The organism is Planktothrix sp. PCC 11201, assembly GCF_900009135.1.
Lineage (GTDB): Bacteria > Cyanobacteriota > Cyanobacteriia > Cyanobacteriales > Microcoleaceae > Planktothrix.
This window is the reverse complement of record NZ_LT797710.1, coordinates 186,416-209,159: the sequence shown is the minus strand read 5'-3', so window position 1 is coordinate 209,159 and position 22,744 is coordinate 186,416. Positions and strand designations below refer to the sequence as shown.

The 22,744-nt window shown below is 37.9% G+C and carries 19 protein-coding genes and 1 riboswitch; of the genes, 8 read left to right on the top strand and 11 right to left on the bottom strand.

All coding sequences use genetic code 11. The annotated features are described in order from the left end of the window. Positions 1-127: 127 nt before the first annotated feature. Positions 128-2,167, top strand: coding sequence for an adenylate/guanylate cyclase domain-containing protein (locus PL11201_RS20180; protein WP_079680671.1), 2,040 nt, complete (start codon positions 128-130; stop codon positions 2,165-2,167). Between the two features lie 2 nt (positions 2,168-2,169). Here the strand turns inward: PL11201_RS20180 and PL11201_RS20175 are convergent, their stop codons facing one another. The 5 genes from PL11201_RS20175 to PL11201_RS20155 all read right to left on the bottom strand — a co-directional run bounded on the left by PL11201_RS20175 (position 2,170) and on the right by PL11201_RS20155 (position 10,658). Then, the gene (locus tag PL11201_RS20175) at positions 2,170-3,516 is read right to left on the bottom strand and encodes an ArsB/NhaD family transporter (protein WP_234996788.1); all 1,347 of its coding nucleotides are present in this window, start codon (positions 3,514-3,516) and stop codon (positions 2,170-2,172) included. Between the two features lie 91 nt (positions 3,517-3,607). After that, positions 3,608-4,099 carry a hypothetical protein gene (locus PL11201_RS20170; protein ID WP_079680670.1) on the bottom strand — a complete coding sequence of 164 codons (492 nt, stop codon included), beginning with the start codon at positions 4,097-4,099 and terminating at the stop codon, positions 3,608-3,610. Between the two features lie 16 nt (positions 4,100-4,115). Further along, entirely contained in the window at positions 4,116-6,257 is a 2,142-nt protein-coding gene (locus tag PL11201_RS20165; protein ID WP_079680669.1) for a cation:proton antiporter, read from the bottom strand. Between the two features lie 263 nt (positions 6,258-6,520). Continuing rightward, positions 6,521-6,671: riboswitch (cyclic di-AMP (ydaO/yuaA leader) on the bottom strand. 233 nt (positions 6,672-6,904) lie between these two features. Continuing rightward, on the bottom strand, positions 6,905-7,753 hold the full coding sequence (locus PL11201_RS20160) for a M48 family metallopeptidase (RefSeq protein WP_079680668.1): 849 nt from the start codon (positions 7,751-7,753) through the stop codon (positions 6,905-6,907). A 148-nt stretch (positions 7,754-7,901) separates the two neighbouring features. Beyond that, entirely contained in the window at positions 7,902-10,658 is a 2,757-nt protein-coding gene (locus PL11201_RS20155; protein ID WP_079680667.1) for a Calx-beta domain-containing protein, read from the bottom strand. 441 nt (positions 10,659-11,099) lie between these two features. On the opposite strand from PL11201_RS20155, the gene PL11201_RS20150 reads away from it, so the two are divergent. Then, positions 11,100-11,540 carry a beta-carboxysome assembly chaperone CcmS gene (locus PL11201_RS20150; protein WP_079681044.1) on the top strand — a complete coding sequence of 147 codons (441 nt, stop codon included), beginning with the start codon at positions 11,100-11,102 and terminating at the stop codon, positions 11,538-11,540. A 184-nt stretch (positions 11,541-11,724) separates the two neighbouring features. Here the strand turns inward: PL11201_RS20150 and PL11201_RS20145 are convergent, their stop codons facing one another. Together PL11201_RS20145 and PL11201_RS20140 are read right to left on the bottom strand one after the other, a co-directional pair. Beyond that, positions 11,725-13,098 carry an NB-ARC domain-containing protein gene (locus PL11201_RS20145; RefSeq protein ID WP_079680666.1) on the bottom strand — a complete coding sequence of 458 codons (1,374 nt, stop codon included), beginning with the start codon at positions 13,096-13,098 and terminating at the stop codon, positions 11,725-11,727. A 33-nt stretch (positions 13,099-13,131) separates the two neighbouring features. Then, entirely contained in the window at positions 13,132-14,238 is a 1,107-nt protein-coding gene (locus PL11201_RS20140) for an IS630 family transposase (RefSeq protein ID WP_079678947.1), read from the bottom strand. Between the two features lie 296 nt (positions 14,239-14,534). On the opposite strand from PL11201_RS20140, the gene PL11201_RS20135 reads away from it, so the two are divergent. From PL11201_RS20135 to PL11201_RS20125, 3 genes are all read left to right on the top strand, one after another. Continuing rightward, positions 14,535-16,934, top strand: coding sequence for a peptidoglycan DD-metalloendopeptidase family protein (locus tag PL11201_RS20135; protein ID WP_079680665.1), 2,400 nt, complete (start codon positions 14,535-14,537; stop codon positions 16,932-16,934). A 346-nt stretch (positions 16,935-17,280) separates the two neighbouring features. Then, positions 17,281-17,490: a hypothetical protein gene (locus tag PL11201_RS20130; RefSeq protein ID WP_079680664.1), complete on the top strand. Its 210-nt coding sequence runs from the start codon at positions 17,281-17,283 to the stop codon at positions 17,488-17,490. After that, positions 17,487-17,900 carry a type II toxin-antitoxin system VapC family toxin gene (locus PL11201_RS20125; protein WP_079680663.1) on the top strand — a complete coding sequence of 138 codons (414 nt, stop codon included), beginning with the start codon at positions 17,487-17,489 and terminating at the stop codon, positions 17,898-17,900. The genes PL11201_RS20130 and PL11201_RS20125 overlap by 4 nt, the downstream gene beginning before the upstream one ends. A gap of 206 nt (positions 17,901-18,106) precedes the next feature. On the opposite strand, the gene PL11201_RS20120 is transcribed toward PL11201_RS20125, so the two are convergent. Together PL11201_RS20120 and PL11201_RS20115 are read right to left on the bottom strand one after the other, a co-directional pair. Then, positions 18,107-18,547, bottom strand: coding sequence for a DUF7689 domain-containing protein (locus PL11201_RS20120; protein WP_079680662.1), 441 nt, complete (start codon positions 18,545-18,547; stop codon positions 18,107-18,109). Beyond that, on the bottom strand, positions 18,540-19,028 hold the full coding sequence (locus PL11201_RS20115) for a hypothetical protein (RefSeq protein ID WP_079680661.1): 489 nt from the start codon (positions 19,026-19,028) through the stop codon (positions 18,540-18,542). Before PL11201_RS20115 ends, PL11201_RS20120 begins: the two co-directional genes overlap by 8 nt. A 25-nt stretch (positions 19,029-19,053) precedes the next feature. Between PL11201_RS20115 and PL11201_RS26220 the strand changes: the two genes are divergently transcribed. The 3 genes from PL11201_RS26220 to PL11201_RS20105 are packed head-to-tail and all read left to right on the top strand — an operon-like array spanning position 19,054 to position 19,780. Then, complete coding sequence (locus tag PL11201_RS26220) at positions 19,054-19,236, top strand: hypothetical protein (RefSeq protein WP_144017835.1); 183 nt, start codon at positions 19,054-19,056, stop codon at positions 19,234-19,236. 1 nt (position 19,237) lies between these two features. Beyond that, the gene (locus tag PL11201_RS20110) at positions 19,238-19,453 is read left to right on the top strand and encodes a hypothetical protein (RefSeq protein WP_079680660.1); all 216 of its coding nucleotides are present in this window, start codon (positions 19,238-19,240) and stop codon (positions 19,451-19,453) included. A 3-nt stretch (positions 19,454-19,456) separates the two neighbouring features. Continuing rightward, positions 19,457-19,780 carry a type II toxin-antitoxin system RelE/ParE family toxin gene (locus PL11201_RS20105; protein WP_079680659.1) on the top strand — a complete coding sequence of 108 codons (324 nt, stop codon included), beginning with the start codon at positions 19,457-19,459 and terminating at the stop codon, positions 19,778-19,780. Here the strand turns inward: PL11201_RS20105 and ltrA are convergent. Next, a complete protein-coding gene (gene ltrA, locus PL11201_RS20100) occupies positions 19,777-21,516 on the bottom strand; it encodes a group II intron reverse transcriptase/maturase (RefSeq protein ID WP_079680658.1) in 1,740 nt (579 codons plus the stop codon). The two genes, PL11201_RS20105 and ltrA, sit on opposite strands and share 4 nt — an antisense overlap. Before the next feature lie 952 nt (positions 21,517-22,468). Then, on the bottom strand, positions 22,469-22,732 hold the full coding sequence (locus PL11201_RS20090; RefSeq protein WP_079680656.1) for a DUF4926 domain-containing protein: 264 nt from the start codon (positions 22,730-22,732) through the stop codon (positions 22,469-22,471). Between the last annotated feature and the right edge of the window lie 12 nt (positions 22,733-22,744).

Genomic DNA, 22,744 nt, shown 5'->3' with positions numbered 1-22,744 from the left:
CCTATCAACTAAAGCATCTACTTTTAAACTTTCCCACTGGAACACCACTGCTTGATAAATTACCGGATTTTAGTCATAAAAACAAAAAATATTGATTTAATTTACTGAATTTTATCATCAGATAACCATGAAAAAAATCACAAAACAACAAAAAACAACAACCAGTATAAGTTTAAAAACAATGTTAACTGGTTTTATTGTTTTAACCATCAGCTTTACAACGGCAATTGTTTATTTACCTTGGTTTTTTACCTCTAAAAAAAATATTGCTAAAATTGTTACTCAAATCAACGAAGAAATTGCTCTATCAACCTCAAAAGAATTTACTGATTTATTCCAGAATGTTTACTATGCCCAGGATTTTATTAGAAGTGCCATTAATCGGGATTTAGTAGATATTAATAATCCCGAAGAACGCGATCGCTTTTTTTTAAGTATTCTGCAATCTAATCCCAGCTTTTCCTTTGTGCAATTTGCCTATCCGAATGGGGATTATGTCGGTGCTCAACGGGTAACAACAGCTTTTGAAAAACAAAATACGTTTAAACTGCATTTTCGTCAATGGGATGAAGAAAGAAAATTAGCGATTAAAACAACGGATAACTATGAATTAGTAGGCCAAAAACTACAATTAATTAAAACCACCCAAATTGAAGAACCGAATTGGTATACCCCGGGTCGTCCTTGGTATCGAGATGCACTGAAAACTCCTGGTCAAGCTGCTTGGACAGTCTATGTTTATCGCTCTACCAATACCCCTGGAATTGACTCTAATATCGCGCTTTATAAAGAACAAACAAATAACATCTACTGGCAGGTCGAAAACCCACCTGCACTCTTAGGCGTGATTGGTGTGGGGTTTGAATTCAAACAGATTTCCCGGCGTTTACAAGAACAACAAAAAGGGCGATCGCATATTGAGGTTTTTGTGATTAATTCTCAAGGAGAAATGATTGCTTCTACCGATCCCAATGAACATTCTCCAATTCAAATTAAAGGCCAAGATCAACCTCAGCTTCAACTCTTAAAATATTCTAAAAATCCCTATTTTCAGCTGGCTGTAAAAACACTAGAAGAACAAGCAGTAGATCTAAAACTGGTTAATATTCCTCAACAATGGATATCTAAAAATCCCCAGAATGGCAAATATTATTATGTCTCTCTGACTCCTGCTGTCACTCCAATGAATCAATTAGATTGGTTCATCGGAACAGTAATTCCCGAAGATCAATACATGGGAAAAATCAAAAAAAATAATCAAATTTTATTGGGGTTTGTGACAATATTAATTTTAGGAACAACGGGTTTAGTAATCACCGTTAGTGATCAATTATTGGTCAAACCGATTAATCAGATTAAAGAAGTGACTCATCGCGTTGAAAATGGAGATTTAGAAGTCAAAAAACTAGAAATTGAAACCTGTCAGGAGTTAAGCATTTTAACCAATTCGATTAATAATATGATTGTGGGACTTCGAGAAAGACAGCGAGAACGGGATATTTTCGGCCGTGTGGTTTCCCCGGAAGTCCGAGAAAAATTATTACAAGGTCAATTAAAATTAGGAGGGGAACTCTGTTGGGTCTCAGTTTTATTTACCGATATTCGCAATTTTTCTACCCTATCAGAACAGATGCAACCCCAAGAAGTGGTGGCATTTTTAAATGAATATCTAACCGAAATGACCGATGCAATTCGTCCTTGGGGGGGATATGTCAATAACTTTATTGGGGATGCAATTGTGGTAATTTTCGGAGCTCCTTTATCCCCAGCAGAAACAGAATGGCGTTCAGTGGCAGCCGCATTAACCATGCGTGAACGTTTAGAAGAACTAAATCAACGGCGAATTCAACGGGGTGAAGTTACTATTCAAGCGGGAATTGGTATTAGTAGTGGAGAAGTTGTGGCGGGACAAATTGGTTCCTTAGAACGGTTATTATATACGGTGATTGGGGATGCAGTAAATGTGGCGGCGCGTTTGGAAACCTTAACTAAAGAATATCCTGAATATACCATTTTAATTAATGAATCAACGGCCACCGCCATTGCCGAACATCATCATATTGTTCTCAAAAGTTTAGGTGAAATTAAAGTTAAAGGTCGCCAAAAGTCCGTAGAAGTTTATGCGGTTTTAGATTGGAAAAAAGAAGAAATTCTGGTTGTGACCTAGATTTAAATTAGGAAGGCAAAGGTGACATATAACATCGCTACGAATAGTTGCACAGCCATGACTGGAATTCCATAACGAAGAAAGGTTTTAAAGGAAATTGTTCGTCCATGTAGTTCAGAAATTCCGGCGGCGACAATATTAGAAGAAGCTCCCACTAATGTGCCATTTCCGCCCAAGGTTGCCCCAAACATCATCGCATAAAATAGCGGTAATACTTCCGGGGGAAACTGTCCGTTAAAAGCCGGGTCAAGCACTTCTGTACCGACAAATCCCACATTAACTAAATATTGTTTTAATAGAGGAACCATCGCCACCACTAAGGGAATATTAGGCACAACACTAGAAATAATCCCTACTGTTAATAGTAGCAAAATTGAACCGAGAGCAATATTTTTTCCTAAAATTACTGCTAGAAATCCTGATAAACCATTAATCACTCCGGTTTTTTCTAATCCCCCAATTAAAACAAAAATCGACATAAAGAAAATTAAGGTACTCCAGTCTACATCTCGTAAAATATTATTAACGGTATCGATCTTACTATGATGGGCTAACATCAAAGCTAAAGCTGCCCCTAATAAGGCCACCGCCGCCGGAGAAATCGGAACAGGTAAGGTTTCTCCAATTACAAAAAAGGTTAAAACAAAGGCTATAATTAAACCCCCCATTGCTAAAATGCGGGGATGATTAATTTTGGGACTGGGTAAATCTTCTAAATGTTCAAATTTTGCATTCCAGGTTTTGCGGAATAAAATGGGTAATAAAATCACTACACTAACTACGGCTAATACTCCTCCAATACTTAATCGTTGTAAGTAATCAAAAAAGCTAATATTAATCGCATCTCCGACAATAAATGTGGCAGGATCTCCAACTAAGGTTAATAATCCAGAACTATTAGCAATGAATACCATTAAAATTAATAAGGGGACAAAATCAATTCCTAAATCCTGAGCAATGGGAGGAATTAAAGGCGCTAACAACATCACTGTTGTAGCGTTGGGTAACATCGCACAAATGGGAGTCGTTAAGGCGACTATTCCCAACAATAATCGTTTCCCTTCTCCCTTAGCCATCAAAATCATTTTGACGGCTAAATAATCAAAAATTTTAGTAGGTTCAAAGCAACGGACTAAAACCATTACCCCAAAAAATAACCCTAAAGTTGCATAACTTTGACTGATATAATTAACAGCCTCCGTCAAGGTCATGACATGGAAAAAAATCAGAATCAGAGCACCTAAAAATGCGGCGATGGTCAGGTGTAGCCACTCTCCTATAATTAGGATAATTACCCCAATGAAGGTAATTCCAGCAATGAAAGAATCCAGGGTTTCTATTGATAACATAGGTTTAGGAATAGAGGATAGAATTTAAGCATCAATGAACTTTTTTAAAAGTATTAGATCTTTTTCCAAAGCCAAAATCAGCTTTAGTAATTTAATGAGCTTGTTTTTCCGATTTAGATACCGGGTTTAATTTTGCGGTAAAATTGATCGGATTGGATAAGGTTTTATCCTGTATTTGACCTTTAAATAGTTTGTTTTTAAATTCTCCTGTAAGTGTTAATGGATTAGAAGTTTGGGACAGATCAGATGAACAGAACAATAACGGATTTGAAATTCCCGATAATATCATTTTTGGCTCCTTAAATTTGCCACTTAACGCGATTTTATTCAGATTATCTGGGGATTTTTCTAATACTAAATTGGCAAAAATATAAATACCTGACTGTTCAATTTTCAAGGTTAAATCTTTGTTTTTTAAACAGTTGGGAGGGGTATCAAACTCTATAGAATAATCACCCCCAATACTGACAGGTGCTTTTAATTGGGTTTCTCCATAGGTTGTGACTCCTTTAAAAAGGATCAGAACTGAGGCGATTGTAGCCGCATAAAAGACGAAGGATATCCAGTTAAAATTATGGCGCATAGTTCAATAATAATTGTTAGGTGTTAATCGATTGCTGTAATAATGATTCGAGGTGGGAGGTAACTTGAGAATAACTCCGAGTAATCAGTAAAGATGAATGACAATCTTGAGCCAGTTGATCGGTATACCGTCCCAAAGTTTGCCTTTCAATTCCCCAGGTGCGGCTGGTACCTACAATGGTTAAATCTACGGTTTTTGAAGTTTCAATTACCGCTTGAATGGGATCGGTTTCTGGCAGTCGAATCATTTCTAAACGGGATTGAATCTGGGTGGGCAATATATCAATCATATTCCGTAATTCATAGCTTAATTCTTTCTCTGGTTCGTTAGATGTCACTAAAATTTTTAACTGACAATTGGGGTCATTGAACATCATTCTTAAGGCTAAAGTCAACCCTAAATCATCGTGAATATTAGAAGCATAAGCCACTAATAAGGACTGAATTTGTTGCTGTTCTTTATTGACAAATACGGCAACATCGGTGGGAGAAGTATTCAAAATTTTGCCAACTCTCCCACCTAAACGATTGTCACTGAAGGCGGGACGATGCCAACCTACTAATATTAAATTAGCTTGATCAACTTGTGCAATTTCTATCGTTTTTTTAGCAACATCCTGGGCAATGCGGATAATTGGATAAACTCCTTGTCTGAGTTCAGGAGGTTCTAAACTTTGAATTAATTCTTCTAAACGTTGTCGTTGTTTCTCAATTAAGCGGTTTGCTTCATCGGGCGTACTTTGAAATAAATAATCTTCCTCTAGTTCGATTAAACTTAAAGGATGAACAACAGCAGGAGGTTTTCCGGCGATCGCTAAAGCTAATTGTACTAATCCTCTTTGAGTATTGGGATTTGCAACAGGAACTAAAACTCGATAAGCAGGAGTCAGAGGTTCAGGACTTATTGTTCGGGTTTCCGGTTCAATAATATCAAGTTTAATTAACTCTTTGGGATAGGTCATTTCTAATAATGGCGAAGTCATAAAGGTTGTGACTAATGCCATAATGACTAATAGGGTAAAAAGTAACGGTGAAATTACCCCAAAACTTAAGCCAATATTTAAAACAATTAGTTCAGTTAATCCCCTAGTATTCATTAACCAACCTAACGCCGAGGCTTCCCGTTTTTCAATTCCACTAACCCTGGCGGCGACATAGGTTCCGACATATTTTCCAATAATTGCCACCCCAACGACTAACGCACATAATAACCACAATTCAGGACGATTTAGCAAGCCAATTTCCGTGCGTAATCCACTGTAAGCAAAGAAAATTGGCAGTAAAAAAATTAAGACAAAATCCTCTGTTTTTTCAGCTATTTCTCGGACTAAACCTGGATCTTTGGGCATCACAGCCCCGAGTAAAAAGGCTCCAAAAATTAAGTGAATTCCGATCAATTCAGTAATTAATGCAGAAGCCACCACTCCCATATAAATCCAAGCTAAAACCCATTGGGTGAGTCGTCCTGTGCGTTGATAATGGACAGAGAGTTTTCGCAAAAGCCACCGCCCTGCGGTTGCCATTAAAATAATATAAAGAATCGATGCAATAATCGTGGGAAATGCCCCCGATATACTGTTAGTTCTGGTGACCGCGATTGCTAAGGCTAATAAACACCAGGCGGTGACATCATCAACGGCGGCACAAGTTAAAGCTAAGGTTCCTAAACGAGTTCCTTGTAAATTATTTTCTGTGATAATTCGCGCTAAAACGGGAAAAGCCGTAATCGATAAAGCCGAACCTAAAAATAAGGCAAACGCAGTGAAGGAAACGCCATTATTAGAAACAATTGGATACAGAATTAATGCGGTCGAAATTCCCAATGCAAAGGGAACTACAATACTAACGTGAGAAATTAAAACTGCCTTTTCTAGTTGCCCACTCAAATATTTCGGGTTCAGTTCCAACCCAATTAAAAACATGAAGAAAATTAGTCCAATTTGAGATAAAACATTCAAGTAGGATAGAGTTTCGGCAGGGAATAAAGCGGTCATCACATTAGGAGCAATTAACCCTAATAATGATGGCCCCAACATAATTCCGGCAATAATTTCTCCAATGACTAAGGGTTGTTTAATTTGACGACAGAATAATCCCATTAATCGGGATAATCCAATCACGATCAAAACTTGCAGGAGAACTAAAATCGCAGGGTGCATAGTCAGCCTCAAATGGAATACGAAAGTTAAAGGGAGATTAATGTTTGTTAATCCCCGCACTCATTGAATTTTAGGACAGGTTATCTATATCTGTGATTACCCAAAATTAGCAAACAACAAAACCTAGCCATTTCCATGACCCTCACACATCTTTGCAAGTGGGTTTGATTCTCGTATTCAACCCTCACGGATTGAATATTAATAACACAGTCTGATATACTTAGAATTCCGGTGAGGGCAATGATCAAAACTTTGCCGATCAACAGTCTTCTCTCACAGCCGACGGGGTTAGCTGACGGGCTAGGACTGAGAGATGTCCTTCTCGACAATCGTAAACAATCGAAGATAAGCCCCTAAAAATGGTTCCCCCGCTCTTAACTCATTAAAAAAGAGTGGATTAGGCTGACTGACTCTACTTAATAGGTTAACCTAGCATATTAATTGAATTTTGTCTATCTATAGCAATCCGTGTAGGGGTTGTAACATTTTATAGTAGGGGTTTGGTCTCCAAACCCTCTTTGCGCCTGGGTTTGGTCTCCAAACCCCTACAGGTTTTTATCACAAATCATTTAAGATTGCTATATAGCAATCAAAAGCGCCCTGAACTTCGATTCAAGGCGCGTAAAGTTTCGATTAATTCGTTGAAATTAAGATAAAATTCGTTCAACGGTAGCGCGATAGGAATTGCTATCTAACCCATCGCCGGAGTTAACCATACTGGGATCAAGAAGTCGTTGCATGGCGGAAATGCGATCGCCCGTGGCTGGGTGAGTGCTAATAATGGTTGGCGGAGACCCACTTTTTAACAGTTTGGCCATAAAATCTACAGCACCCCGCGGCGCATAACCCGCACGAATTAAAGTTGCTAAACCCAGGCGATCGGCTTCATATTCAGCTTCACGGCTTTTAGGGCGGTTTAAGGCTAATTCCACCCCAATTTGAACTAATTTATTCTGATCCGCACCAACGGCCGTAGCCACCCCCGCCGCCACCGCCGCTTGACGCATTTGTTTAATCGCATGACGTCCAGCAATATGTCCGATTTCATGGGCTATCACACTCGCTAATTCCGCTTCATTATCCGCCGCCGCAATTAAGCCCGTATTAACATAAACAAACCCGCCCATAGTGGCAAAAGCATTGACATTCCGATCATCAATCACTTGAAACGTGTAGGGAATATTCGGGCGCTCGCTGGCTTGGGCTAGACGTTGACCAATTTGATTAATATAGTTTTGAGCCTCTTGATTACGAAATAATTTAACTTGTTTAGAGAGTAATTCTTGATTAATTTGTTCCCCGATCGCAATTTCCTGACGGGCCGATAAATTCGATAACTGGATAACTTGAATTCCTCTAAAGATTAATTCGGGTAAAGGAATTGCCAAAGTTGTGACCGTTGAACTCAATACAATACCCAGGGTAAGAGTTATTGAAATCACCGGATACAACCAACGACGGCGCAAAGATCGGGCAATTGTCAAGCGGTTTAACATAATGAGTGCAGGTGAGAATTTACAGGTTAAAGGTATAAAACAAAAGTGGGGGTGTATTTAAGTCTATAGACGCAGATTTAAGAAACCGGGTTTCTAATCCTTATCTCTGAGTCTCCATCAAGTTCTGTTGAGAAACCCGGTTTCTGAGCTAAACTGACCAAGTGGCTAAATAAGCATCATTTCCTCCTAATGGATTAGGATTAATCGCGTTAGTTGTTGTCGCAACAGAGGGTTGGGTTACTGTCCCCAAAATCACCGCTTGACCCTTTGCCACCGCAAAACCATTCACACTTCCTTTCGCCCCATCAGCGTCACTGGTTTGAGTTAAAGGAGTCCAGAATTTTCTGATAGTATAATCAGCCGATAATCCTAATACTGCCATTTCTCCCAAGGTATAAGCTCCAACGGGTTGATTATTAATGGTTTTAGCCGGACGATTTTGCAATTGAAATGCCGAAGATCCTCCTATATATACATTACCAAATTCGTCAGCCGTGATGGAATTGGGGGTAAAACTATTCGCCCCGGTACTAGTCCGGGTAACAATAAATTGACCCCGATCAACAATTCCATTATTCGGATTAATTTTGGCATGAAAAGTGAAAGTTCCCGCCCCAGCACCGGAGAAATTATTAAAAGAATCAACATCAACTTTTGAGGCTAAATTTTGCGTAATGGTTTGACCATCCCGTTGAAAAACATTATTGCCACCATCGGTTCTTCCTAAGAAATACAGTCCCCCATCTTTACCCATTGTAATTCGTTCTCCTCTTGTATCTGCTCCTAAATTTTGTCCGGTGACTTCCGTTGCACTAAAATCCCAGGTTTTCCATAACAAATTTAAGGAAGAATCAAACCCGCGTAAGAACGGCGTTTGTAAAGTGCTGGTAACTTGATTATACCCGGTAACAAAGACTTGTTTAGTGGTAGGATCAATCGTAATATCCGCCGGATTAACATTCGTTCCAGTTAAGGTTGTGCTAGTTAATTGAGTTCCCGCTGCATTCCATAAAGTAATCGTATCTGTACTATTATTTAAAGTGGCAACTGTACCATCCGACGCGATCGCAACTCGATTAAAAGTTCCCAGTTGTGACCATAAAACCGTATTAGCTGTAGGGTCATAAACCTTAATTCCAAAATCCCCAACAGCGACAATTTCTCCACTATCTCGATCCACATCTAAATCATTCACAACACCGCCTAATGGTGTATTAGATAAAGGTGCTGTATTGCCATTTTGTAACCTTTGAATTTCTCCCACACCGTTGAAATTACCCGCAATAATAATATTATTATTAACTGGGGAAATTTCAACCGATGTACCACTATCATTTCCAGTTGTTCCTAAATAGGTTGCACTATTTAACGGGAGATTTTCACTCGGATCATTATCAACAATTTGTAAAATTGCAGTATTTTGAGTTCCGATGGTCGCGCTTCCTTCGGTAATAGCTAAGGTCAAATTAATGCTTTCCGTCGGTTCAAATACCGTATCCTCAATGATGGGAATTGTAATAGTTTTAGGGGTAATATCTCCATCCGCAAATGTTACCGTTAGGGGCGTATTAGTATAATCTGAAATTGCCGTTGCAGTTCCATCCGTTGGGGTGATTTGTGCCGTCACTAAACCACTACTTCCTCCCGTTCTATTGATCGTAATAGTGTTAACAGGTATGCCATTTTCATTAACACTAAAATTAGCAGAACTAAACCCTAAAACACTAAGAGGTACTGGTGTTGGTGTTGGTACTGGAGTCGGATCGGGTGTTGGTATTGGAGTCGGTAATGGAGTCGGTACTGGAGTTGGTATTGGAGTTGGTATTGGAGTCGGTACTGGTGTTGGATCGGGTGTTGGTAATGGTGTCGGTACTGGTGTTGGTGCTGGAGTTGGTATTGGAGTCGGATCGGGTGTTGGTGCTGGAGTTGGTATTGGAGTCGGATCGGGTGTTGGTGCTGGAGTTGGTACTGGAGTCGGATCGGGTGTTGATACTGGAGTTGGTATTGGTGTGGGCGCTAATGTTGGTGAAGGTGTGGGTTCTAATGTCGGTGCGGGAGTTGGTTCTGGGATAGGATCAGAACCTTTAAAAATAAAATTATCAGAATTGAGACTATTGTTATTTACATTTTTGAGAATTGCTAAATATTCATTAGAACTTTTATCTTGAATAATTGTATCATTAGTATATTCCCCAGTTCCTTGAGTAATCTTTAACGCAGTGAATGTCAGATCTCCTAATAATCCAATAGCATCTTGATTTAGAGTAAAATCTGTGATAATATCAGCGTCAGTAATCGCAAATCCTCCCATAGTTTTGCCAATATAAAAGAGATCATTTCCCTCTCCACCCGTGATCATATCAGCACCTAAATCTCCATAGAGAATATCATCTCCAAAATCCCCGAATAATTGATCATCTCCTTCTCCTCCGGCGACTAAATCATCCTCTTTTCCCCCATAAATAATATCGTTATTCTGGTTTCCAAATAATGTATCTGCACCGCGATCGCCCACAATAAAATCACTTCCCACATCACCAAAAATCAGATCATTATCTTGACCTCCAGCTAAAGTATCGTCATCTTGACCGCCATAAATACTATCATTTCCTAGATTACCAAAAATATAATCAGCTTGTTCATTTCCTCCTAAAATATCATTACCTTCTAAACCATAAATCGTATCATTTCCCTCCAAAGCAAAAACATTATCATCAAATGTAGTACCAATAATTAAATCAGAATTATTAGTTGGAATAAAATTAGTTTCAGTCGGAGTAATAGCTGTAAAACTTCTTCCCACGGGAAGATTACCACCCAAACTAAACGATAATATTTGAGGATCAGGAATAATCTGGGTCGGACTGAAAAACAAATTTCCAGAATCAAAAGTGTCAAAACTCATAATCTAATTTTCCTCGCAAAGACTCGCAATAGCTATACTATTTTTCTGGATATTTTCAATTAATCAGGAAAATATTTAATTTAATCTGATCAACAATTTAGTAGATGTAAAAGCTGTTTAAACCCTGACTCTGAAGGTAATACACTAAATAATGAAGACGATTTATTGAGGCAAAAAGTTTCTGACATTTAGCTTTTTTTGATCCAAATTATTGATTTATAAAAGTAATTTAATATACATTAATTTTAAAAATCACCGTATTTTTAAGGATACTCAGTTATTCATTACATCCTGTAGTCATTAAAAATACTGAGTAAATTAATAACTTTTATTGAAATTATTCTATATTTGATCAGTAGATCGACTTAGACCCATAGAATTTTATAGAATTGACCCATAATCGGTTAAAATAGTATCTCAGTGAAAACCAGTCGTCGAAAAATGATTAAACCTGATAGCACTCAACCCGGTTTAGGACAGCAAAGTTGGCAAAGTCAGTTAGATCGGTTTGTGAAAGATAACCGTCAGGAATTAGCCGCCTTAACTTGGGGTTTACACCTACAATGGGGAGAAGAACCCAATACCCTCGGAATTGATCTCAAACCCACCCCGCACTTTGTCGCTTGTCCGAAATCAACCATTGAACAACTGAATCAAAATGTTGAAAATCGGTTAAAAGAAATTGTCGGAATTGTAGACGGGTATCAACCGGAAAAAGAAGTATTAATCATTGGAATTGGTTTTGATCATGTCAGATTAATTTATTTTGAATCTAATCCTACTCCTCCAGACTGTTTTCAACAAGTGGGAAAGGATGTGGATACTTTATTAACACAGTTAGAAGATTCTATGAATCAAATCATAAATCTTTCCAATCTGTAGGGGCGGGTTCTGAAACAATATTTAATAATAATAAAAAATCTGAATAAACCCGCCCAAACCAAACCAAAAATCGAATTAATTATTGATTTATGAATATAAAAAAAGGGCGGGTTGATTTAATTCTTTTGTTGTTATTCAATATTATTGTAGAACCCGCCCCTACATATAAAAACAGGGTTTCTGGTTATTGACAATTTAAAATAAGATATTGTTGAATAATAGGAGAAACCTTAAAATATGTTTGCTGTTGCTGTTCTTCAGTTTCAATTAAACAACGCCGTTCTAAAGATTGAATCGCTTTAAATACATCCGTTGCAGGTAATTTAGATATTTCTATTAATTCTGCAATTCCTAGCGGTTGCTTTTCTTGACTCAGAGTAGTAATCACCGTTTTTTCAATCTTTGATAACCGTTCCAAATGCTGTTTTAAGATTTCGGTCAGTTCCTCCCCTAAGTATAGATTATCATATTTGAGAAATTCTGCAACCCTTCCCCTAAAAATATCTTGAATCATGTTTGCTACGATTTTTAACCATAAAGGATTTCCTTGATAAGTCTCAATTAACAGATGCCATTGTTCCTCATCTTTTAATCGTTTTTCGTGTAAAATTTCCGTTGCTGCTGAACCCAAACCCGATAACTTTAAACAGCGAATGGGTGCATTATCATCGGTTAAAGTAACAATATCTTGGGGAAGTTCCCAACTGTTGAGAATTAAACAACTCTGATGGGAGGTTTCAGCAATTAATTTAAATAATAGGCTATAATTTTTAGAGTCAGGATGATATTGTCCGGCTAGGGTTCCTTGATTGAGTAAGGTTTGCACATCATCCAGAATAATCAGACAGCGTTTTGTTCTCAGATGTTCGATTAATAAAGATAATTGTTCTTCTAAACTAACAGGTAATTCTGTTAAGGATTGATTAGATAAAAATAATAATAAATTTTTGAGGGTAATCTCTAAACTGGGGGAAGTATAAAAACTTCGCCAGATAATTGCTTCAAATTCCGGTTGTAAAGTTTGAATTAAATAACGAGTTAGGGTAGTTTTACCAATACCACTTAATCCAATAATAGAAACGAGGCGACAATTTTCTTGAATTATCCAATTTTGTAGGGTTTTTAATTGGTGAGTGCGATCGCATATTTTCTTAATATCGGGTGCTGTTCCTAAGTCAATTTGTTGTTGTTTTGGGGGAGAAGGTGATCGCTCTTTGGGTATGATTGATGATGGGTTATTACTGCATATATGAACGTTACTAATATTAAAAGAATCATTTTTGCAATTCAAAAAATAAGCTGATTGTGAGCGTTCTAAACTCGATCTAATATTCGATTTCCTAATATTTTCACCTAAAATCCCTGAAAACATTTTCCATAATTCTGAGGCTAAATTTCTCACATAAGCCTCGGTACGATAACATTCTTCTGCGATTTCAGAATATTTTTGGCCATCCCATACACCGCGCAAGACCGCTTTTTGCAGATCATCCAGATGTTTTTCTGTCTCCGAAAAAACCACACTGTCTGCTAACTTTAAGAATTCTTCTATATCCATAACTCCACAAAATAAGCTGCTACGCAGCTTGATTTAATAAATAGCATTTCCTTTGTTTTTAATTTTGCGAGACCAATTAATGATTAAATCTCCTTCGTTTAACAATTTATTCAATAATTCTTCTAACTGCTCTACTGATTCAAATAGCCGATGAGCAATATATTCTTTAGCTGAGTGCCAAACCAATTCAATTAAATTAAAGTCAGGGCTGTAAGGGGGCAAAAACTCTAACCTAATATTCGGCATTTCTGCTTCTATTCTCTCTAAAATCTCTTTCTTTTTATGAAAACTAGCATTGTCTAAAATTATTACTAATTTAGGCCCAGTTTCTAAAAATTCTTCGGCTAATTTTCCCGACTCTATCCATTCTTCAACAATCCAATTATGTAAAGCTTTGATTTGTTGATAAAAGGTCTCCGATTCTCCTTTCTTAATCACAAAATTTATTCTTTTTTTATCGCTATACCTTAACCCTCCCATTAGATTTACTCTTCCTTTCCTTCTTTGTCCTGTTACTTTTTTTCGGCTTCCCTTTTTCCCCCAGGTTTTTCTTCTTATTACTCTCAAACTAAATCCTACTTCATCCCAAAACCATACTTGCAAGCGTTCAGGTGATTCTTTTTCTATTTTTAAATACTCTAACAATTTCTCTTTAAATGCTTTCCTGTGTACCGGATTTTGTTTGTCCTCTAAGCTGTACTTTGCCCAAAGGTAAACGTACTTTTTTCTTTGTAATATTCTCCTGACTTGAGAGCCACTCAACTTAATTCCTGTTGCTTGCTCTAAATATGTTGCTAATCTATTTCCTGTCCATCTCCCAAATTCATATCCGTATTCTGATGGTTCTTTTTCTACTACTTTTAGTAACATTTCTTCATATTCAGCCGTAGCTTTCCGAAAGTTTCCTTGGCTTCTTCCATCTATAAAACTCTCCATTTTATCGGGATCACCATGAACAGCCCAGTACGCTACTGTCGGATAGGAAATTTCTAAAAAATTGGCTATCTTTTGATAGGTTTTTCCCTCATTCATTAATAATAAAATTAAAATCCTTTCTCTAATTTGAGCATTTTGATTTTCTTTCATTTCTTTAAGTAATCTTTCTTTTTGCTCTTTAGACAGATGATTTTTGGCTGGCATTGGGGGTTATATCCCTAAAAATACTTAATCTTCTATTATACAATCAAGCTGCGTAGCAGCTTATCAGTATTTTCACTAGGATATCAGACTTTTTGTGATTTAACATGACATTTTTCAAAATATTATGACAATTTATGATGAAAACAATTTTAATTATCTGCTTAAAAGTGATGTTTTATTACTTTACAAAAACAGGTTTTTCATCCATACTATTTTTTAAATCAGTTACTTGAGTCAGTTAATTATATTTATCAAAATTATCTCACTTTTACCTCACCTAAATTCAGGGAAGATATATGTCTAATCCACTTTCGCAAGATCCTAGTCAGAATTTGCTCCCATCTGCCAGTTTTTCTGCTTTGAATTGGAACCCTAGTCAGGAAACTAATCCAGTAGTTGTTCTACAATCTGACTTATTAATCGGTCATATTAATCAAAGCCCCAATATTACAACACTCACGCCAAACCCCTCTGATAGTTTATTGCTGGCTCAAATTCAAGGATCAATTGCAACTATTGACCCGAATATAACGTTACCGAATGACAATTCTTTCGATGGGTTGACGGGTGAAGCAATGGATATTGTCAAGGAACAATTAACCCAGTTTGCAAAGGTTCCTAATTTTGTCAAAAAGATGAATTTAGCCTTTGGAGAAAGTTGGGATACTCAAGCTGCAAATGTTCTAACCCAAGATTGGTTAAACGGTGATTTTAGTTTAATTCCCCCAGTTAAATTTGTCTCGTCTGCCGAAATTGGTGGGGCGAATGGGGCTTTTGCAGGGGCGACAGATACGATTTATTTATCGAGAGAATTATTGGCTGGGAATAGCGCAAATCCGGCGGCGGTGGCCGATGTGTTGTTGGAAGAAATCGGGCATTCTATTGATGCGCGGTTGAATATTACGGATGCACCCGGAGATGAGGGGGCGATTTTTGGGGCGGTTGTGCAGGGGAAGACATTGGAGCCACAGGAACTTTTAAAGCTGAAAGCTAAAGATGATAGTGGTACTGCAATCATAGGCGGGATTAACTTTCCTATTGAGCAGTCAAGAATAAAGAAACAAAGAGACTTTAATGGCGATAACATAAGTGATCTGCTCCGTCAAGAAAAAGGTTCATGGATAAATAATAGTCGTGATGCTGAAGTTTATCTATCCAATGGATCTTGGGGCTTTAAACAGCAAAGTGTTCTGCCCGATGGTTATTGGATGAACGGTGACTTGGCAAATTTCATCTATGGTGACTTCAATGGAGATGCCAAAACAGATTTCATTCGTCAAGAAAAAGGTTCCTGGGTGGATGGCGGTAATGATGTACAAATCTTTATTTCCAAAGGTGATGGAACTTTCCAAAACCCCGTCAACATGAATGAAATGACTTCTATGAATGGCAATAATGTCAATCTAATTGTCGGTGATTTTAATGGTAATGGGACTGACGACATAATCCGTCAAGAAAAAGGTAACTGGGTAAATGGCGTAAATGATACTCAATTCTATACTTATTCCAACGGCAATTTTGTCAAAGTCAAAGATGTACCAGATATGGCTGCTATGAACGGTAATTATACCAATTTAATCGCTGGAGACTTTGATGGGAATGGAATAACTGACCTGATCCGCCAAGAAAAAGGTTCCTGGATAAATAATACTCGTGATGCTGAGGTTTATCTATCCAATGGGTCTTGGGGCTTCAAACAACAAACTGTTCTGCCCGATAGTTCTTGGATGAACGGTGACTTAATAAATTTAATTTCTGGTGACTTCAATGGAGATACCAAAACAGATTTCATTCGTCAAGAAAAAGGTGGATGGGTGGATGGCGGTAATGACGTAAACATCTTTATTTCCAAAGGAGATGGAACATTCCAAAACTCCGTCAATATAAATGATATGGGTATGATGAATGGTAATGTTGCCAACCTAATTGTCGGTGATTTCACTGGCGGAGGGGCTGATGACATCATTCGTCAATCAAAAAATTCTGGTGATGCGCAGTTTTACACATTCTCAGCAGGTAACTTCCGTAAAGTAGGAAATGTACCTGATATGGCTGCTATGAACGGTAGTGGTGTTAATTTGGCTCCTCAAATAGATGGAGCATCGTCATATCCTTATGCTGCCCCACCTCCGTCCCAACCAACCAATCCTGGAAATTTTCAACCCAATCCGAGCTACATTTACAAAGATTCTGATTACTTGGGTTCACTTTATCAAGATAATATTTCCAATGGTTTTAGTCGCAAAATACATGATGGCACATCAGCATTTGATTCTGATGATAGTGCTACAGATGGAGTTGATGGAGATAATCGACTATATGCAATGGTTGGTGGAGAGGTTATTGAGGCTAAAAATGGGAAGGAGATTTCATCTAAATACTGGGGATATAATGGGACAGTAGCAATTTATAATAAGGATTTGAATAAAACCTTCATATATTGTCACTTGCAAGAGGGTTCTATTAATGAATCTATGAAAGGAAAAACCATCTCACCCGGTTCTTTAATTGGTCGAGAAGGCAATACGGGAAATAGCTTTGGCTCTCATACTCATGTGGAAGTTCATAACGGTCGGGCTTCCGTCAATATGTCTAATCCATTGAGTCCACAATTTCCTGCTAATAGTGGACGCTTAGATGTTGCATCGGTGTTTCAGGATGCTGTAAGGAAAGGACTTGTTAAGCTTTATCGTTAGCTATCCCTGTTTCCCTCATTTCCCAGGTTCCAATGCAGAGCATTCTCAAGATTACGAATACAAATTCGGCTGTGACTAATCCAGCGTCAACTTCAGAAACTACTTTATCACTGCCCACTATTCTAAGTTGAAATATACTGGTATCGCTCCTTTTTTATTAGGGGCGATCGCTCTTTATTTAGAAGATGCGATCGCCCTTTTAATTTTTTACGGGGCGATAGTTTTTGTTTAGAAGATGCGATCAGGCTTTTTTTCCGAAAGTGCGATCGCCCCCACAATAGATTATAATTGAATAGCCTAAATCACTCGACAGATTAAATAACATAATCAATTGAGGTAATTTTAAATGAGATTAACAGCAACAGAGCAAGGATTATTAATACCTAAAGAAATGTTAGGAAAAGACCAAGAGTTTGAAATCATTCAAGAACAGGAAAAAATTATTATTACGGGTATCAAAAAAGAATCTTCTATTTGGGATTTAGGTTCAAACCCTGTGGAATGTGATGTAAAAGATGGCGCAGTTAACCATGATCATTATCTGTATATTCCATGAAAAATATCTATTTTTTAGATACCAGCCATATTTTAGCTCTGGAAATAAGAAATGAAGACGCTCATAAAAAAGTATTACAAAATTGGGCAGCTTTAGCAAGCTCCAAACCTTTTTTAGTAACCACAACTTATGTTTTTGATGAAGTTGTCACTTTTTTTAATAGTCGCAACTTTCATTATAAGGCTGTTGAAGTCGGTAATCGTCTCTTGGAAAGTCCTGATATAGAGTTGATAGAGATTGATCGGACTTTCTTTAATCAGGGATGGCAATATTTTCAAAAGCATAAAGACAAATCTTATTCCCTCACTGATTGTTTATCATTTATCGTTATGGAAGAACGAGAGATTGTTACAGCTTTAACCTTAGATCATCATTTCATTCAAGCTGGATTTCAAATTTTACCATCATAACCTAACTGCAAATAACTTTTTATTTTTATCCCATAAAAGTTAGATGATAGTTCATGTATGATGGTTTCTGAGATGGTTATTTTGTTTCGGTGACTTTTTGTCACTTGATTTCCTACTGCCTACTATTTTAATTTGAAATGTGCTGGTATCGCTCCTTTTTTATTAGGGGCGATCGCTCTTTTTTTACAAGATGCGATCGCCCTTTCCTAATTTACCGCACGTTTGAGAATTTGAGCGACAACTCCGTACCTGTCGCCAACCAACCCATCCAATTCGTGTTCAATATCTTCCAACCAGCCCAGCTTACTCGTCCACTTACCATTAGCTAATTGTCTAGCTGCATGAGTTGGAATACCGCTTGAGTCAACATATATCGCTATTTTCTGATATCCAACTTCTAATCCATCGCCCTGACAAATTTCATATCCCAGTGTTTGATAAGCCTGAATATAGGCTGCTATAGTCTCCTCTTGTGGCACACCTTCTGGCCAATAAAATTGCTCTCCAGGTATCGGTTGCCACCAACGATCATTTTCCGCCGCCGCCCATGCAAAGCAGTTATATTCTTGAGATTTGGGGCTGGTAACTTGATAATCGGTGCGGGATAAATTTGGCCACTTAACTTCAAGTTCTGGTCTTCTATACATTATCTTCGATCGCGTAACCTTGATTTTTACCCCACTCTATCCAAGCTGATGCCATCTGTTTTACCCGCCCCCTTTGTTCTGGTTTAATCGGATTTTCACCCGTAATTGCACTCAACGCTGATAACCAGTAAAGCGGATTATTTTTCAGTTCTAATAGCAAAAGCGGCACTATTTTAGTTCCCATATTAATAATTTCCTGATAGGCCGGATGCTCAGATATTTGGGCAGTTGAAGACATTCCAGAAACCTCTTTCTCCCAATCGGAGGCTAGTACATAAAATTTCTCAACTACCTCTGTGGAAATTTCAGCATTGTTGTTAGGGCTATTTTTAGCAGTATTTGGTGAAGAAAATTCTCCCCGGGCGAGGAAGTTTTCTATGCCTATTAAAACTAATTCTTCTATCGACAGATTCAGTTCGTTGGCGACTTGTTTTAACTTGAGAAGGCGTTCATCTGAAATAGTGATCGAGATCGTGTTCATCTGGATTACAAACTAGGATGATACCTTGAGTGTAGCAAAAAAAATTACTTACTTTTTATTGCGATCACCCTTTTTTTCCGAAAGTGTGATCGTTCTTTATTTAGAAGATGCGATCGCCCTTTTGATATTTTATCGGGCGATCATTTTCAGAACATCAAAAATATTTTGCTATAATCAATTTAATTTTGATAAAACTATGAAATATTAATATGAACATCACTTTTAAACAAGATTTGATTAATACATTTGATAATTTAACTTCAGAAGAACGAGATCAACTGATTGAGTTTCTGCAAAAACGCCGGCTAGAGTTACAAGAACAAGAAATACTAAAATCTGTCAAGCTGACACGAGAAGCCAAGAAAAATGGCACAGCTTTTTGTGGCACTGCGGAAGAAGCAATTGCAAATCTTTTGGCAGACTAATTCATGAAAATAGTCTATGAAAATAGTTTTAAAAGGTCATTTAAAAGATTAGTAAAGAAGAATCCCCAACTGCAAGAAAAAGTCATTTCAGTAATAACTTTATTATCTGAAGACCCTTTTATCCCATCCCTAAAAACCCATAAATTAAAGGGAAATCTGGATGGTTTGTGGTCTTGCTCTGTTGCCCATGATTGTAGAATTATTTTTGATATGGAAACAATAGACGAGTCAACAGGAGAGGAGATTATTAGGGGTCGAGGGGGGCTTTGCAACCCCCGACTCCCATTCAAAACCGTGCTTGCGACTTTCATCGCACACGGCTCCTAGTCTAGTTGACTGTTATCATCAGAACATCCGGTTTCTTTTGAGTTGTAAGACCCATCAGTTGCCGTTTTAGTATCGTGACAATGGCGGTGTAGTAATTGCAGGTTCTTATAGTCATTTTTTCCGCCTAAAGACGTAGGAATGATATGGTCGATTTCTGCAATGTCTTCTGAGGTGAAATATTGTCCACAGAAGGTACACTTGCCTTTCTGTTTTTTAAGCAGAAACGCTACTTTGTTGGGTACATCGAAGGATGTACCTTTTCTTGTACTCCAATATGTCCAGTTTCCGTCATAGGGTGATGCTTCAGGTCTTATAGTTACATGACGGGTGATAGATGTATCTTGATGGGCTAATAGTTTATAACCCTCTTTGGTTTCAAAGTTCCACGAACTATTCCCGTTTTTCCTGAAATAATTTTTCAGTTTTCCATAACTTGCTTTACCGCATCTTCTGACTGTCCATGCTCTTAATCTTTGCCATGTCATGTGGTCTAAGGAGGAGAACGTTTCTTTAGAAACGACTTTGGAATGATAATTGCACCATCCTCTTATGACCGGATTTAGGTTTTTGATTAATGCGTGTTGGGGTGAGGATTTGTGGTTTTTTATCACTTCCTTTACCTTATTCGCGTGAGCGTTGATTGCCTTATTACTAGGTTTAATTAGGGTTTTGAGTCCTAATAATTTAGGATTTTTACCACCAGTTTTACTGGCATGATGTTTACCAACTGGATATTGGCGAAAATTCCAACCTAGAAAGTCGAATCCTGGTGCTACCTTTTTGCCGTTTACTTCGATTTCTCTCAGTGTGTGGCATATACGGGTTTTGGCTGGTTTCAGTTCTAACCCTATAGGTTTTAACCATTTTTCGATGGAGGCTTGGCACTGTTGAATGATTTTTAATTGTGGACTGATTACCACGAAATCATCGGCATATCTGATGGTGGTAGCGTAATTTTTGCTATTTGGTTTCTTTGGAAAGAAATTTTTAACTAAATTAATCATTCCATCTAGTGCGATGTTTGCAAGTAAAGGACTAATGACACCTCCTTGCGGAGTGCCTGCCTCTGTTGCGTTAAATATGCCGTTGTCCATAACTCCAGCTTTTAACCATTGTCTGATTTGGGCTTTTATTGTTGATGGACAATCAATTTTGGACAGTAGGTGTTTATGGTTAATCTGGTCAAAGCACTTTGAGATATCAGCATCTAGGATGTAGTATTCACCTTGATTGATGCTTTGGAAGATTCTTGACATTGCGTCGTGGGCTGAACGTCCAGGTCTGAACCCGTAGCTTTCACCCTCGAATCTGGCTTCCCATTGTGGCTCTAACGCCGATTTAACCAAGGCTTGCCTTACTCTGTCGTTTATAGTTGGGATTCCTAAAGGTCTTTCCTCACCGTTGGATTTGGGTATCCATTTCCTTCTGAGTGGTTTCGCCTTTTGGTATTTACTCAGACTTTCGACAAGTTTTAACCGTTCTTTGGGTGTGATGGATTTAACTCCGTCTACCCCGGCTGTTCTCTTGCCTTGATTGTCTTGAGTAACCCTTCTAACTGCTAAGAGTTTTGCGTAATATGACTTAACTAGAAGTTTTTGGAGCTTCCGAGATGCGGCATTTTGTCCCGATAATGATGCCTGGTAAATTCGCTTTTGCAGCTTGAATACTTTTCGCTGAACTTTCGCCCAGTTAATTGTATTCCATGCTTCCGTAGTCTTGGTTATACTCGTTTTCACCGTTTATACTGCTATTAACAACTTTACCTAACAACCAAACCGGAATCTATCGGCATATCCTAAACATTACATTTAGGCATTAGCTTCTGACTCCATCTTTCACCCTCATAACATACACCTTAGATTTGTGGCTACCTGACAGTTTTCGACCACTGTAGGGGTTAATGAGGGGTTTTAACGTTCCTTAAATATGGGATTATTGCCTTTAGTTTCATCCTATCTGCCGGGGTACTTTTGGGAATCTCAGTAAGTGTTGTATAAAAAACCTTACCTTTTATAAAGGTGTTTGGAGACCTCTATCTTTTCCCCTTGTTCTTTTGAACGCAGTGTATCAAGTCAATTTCACTACATAATGTTTACGACAGTTCAGACGGATGTTTACTCGCGTTAAACTTGGGCAATTGGCTAGAGAACTACCTAGGCATTTGACTTACACCCGATTTCCCGTTATTCCCAGCTTCAACGTTTTGATAATCAGTCTGGCGTTGTGGGAATTGCCGAATCTTTTTGGTTTGGCTACCGTATTTTTTTTAATTTCGGATATCCGTACCATTGATTCCAAGATTGACCTTCCTTTAAGGTCACATATTTAAAGTTAAGACAGGTTTTGATTGGATTTATTGGTGGATTTTAACTCCATTGACCAATTGTCTGAACCTATCTCCCTGCTTACGTTTTCGGGTTTTATTCCTAGACTTTGGCAGGAACGTCTCGCACTTAAACTTATATTATATTGGTAGTCATGATGAGGCTTATAGTTGATATGATTTTGATTTTTGAAAGTGTGATCGCTCTTATTTTCCCAAATAACCAAAAGGGAAATCAATTTTTGTTTAGAAGATGCGATCACCTTTTTTGGCGATCGCGCCTCTCCCATCCCAAATCTCACGCGATCGCTCTTTCTTTCCCAAAGCGCGATCGCTTCTCTCTAACTTCTATTCCTCTTACGTTTCTAAGCAACAGCTAGTTCATATTGCAGAACTAAAATTTCATCTGCTTTTAAAATAGCCATAGCATATTCAATCCCTTGACTATCAGCAAACTCCACTAAATACTGACATTCTTTTCCCGTATTATACACTTCAACAATAGTTCCCACAAGTCCTTCGGGTAAACTAGAAACAGATTCGTATTCCGGTTCCACTAGCGTTAACCGTGTATTTGAAATAGGCTTGAGAATAGCAACAGAATCCAAAAGTTTAAGGTGTTTTGTCATAGTTTAAGGAAA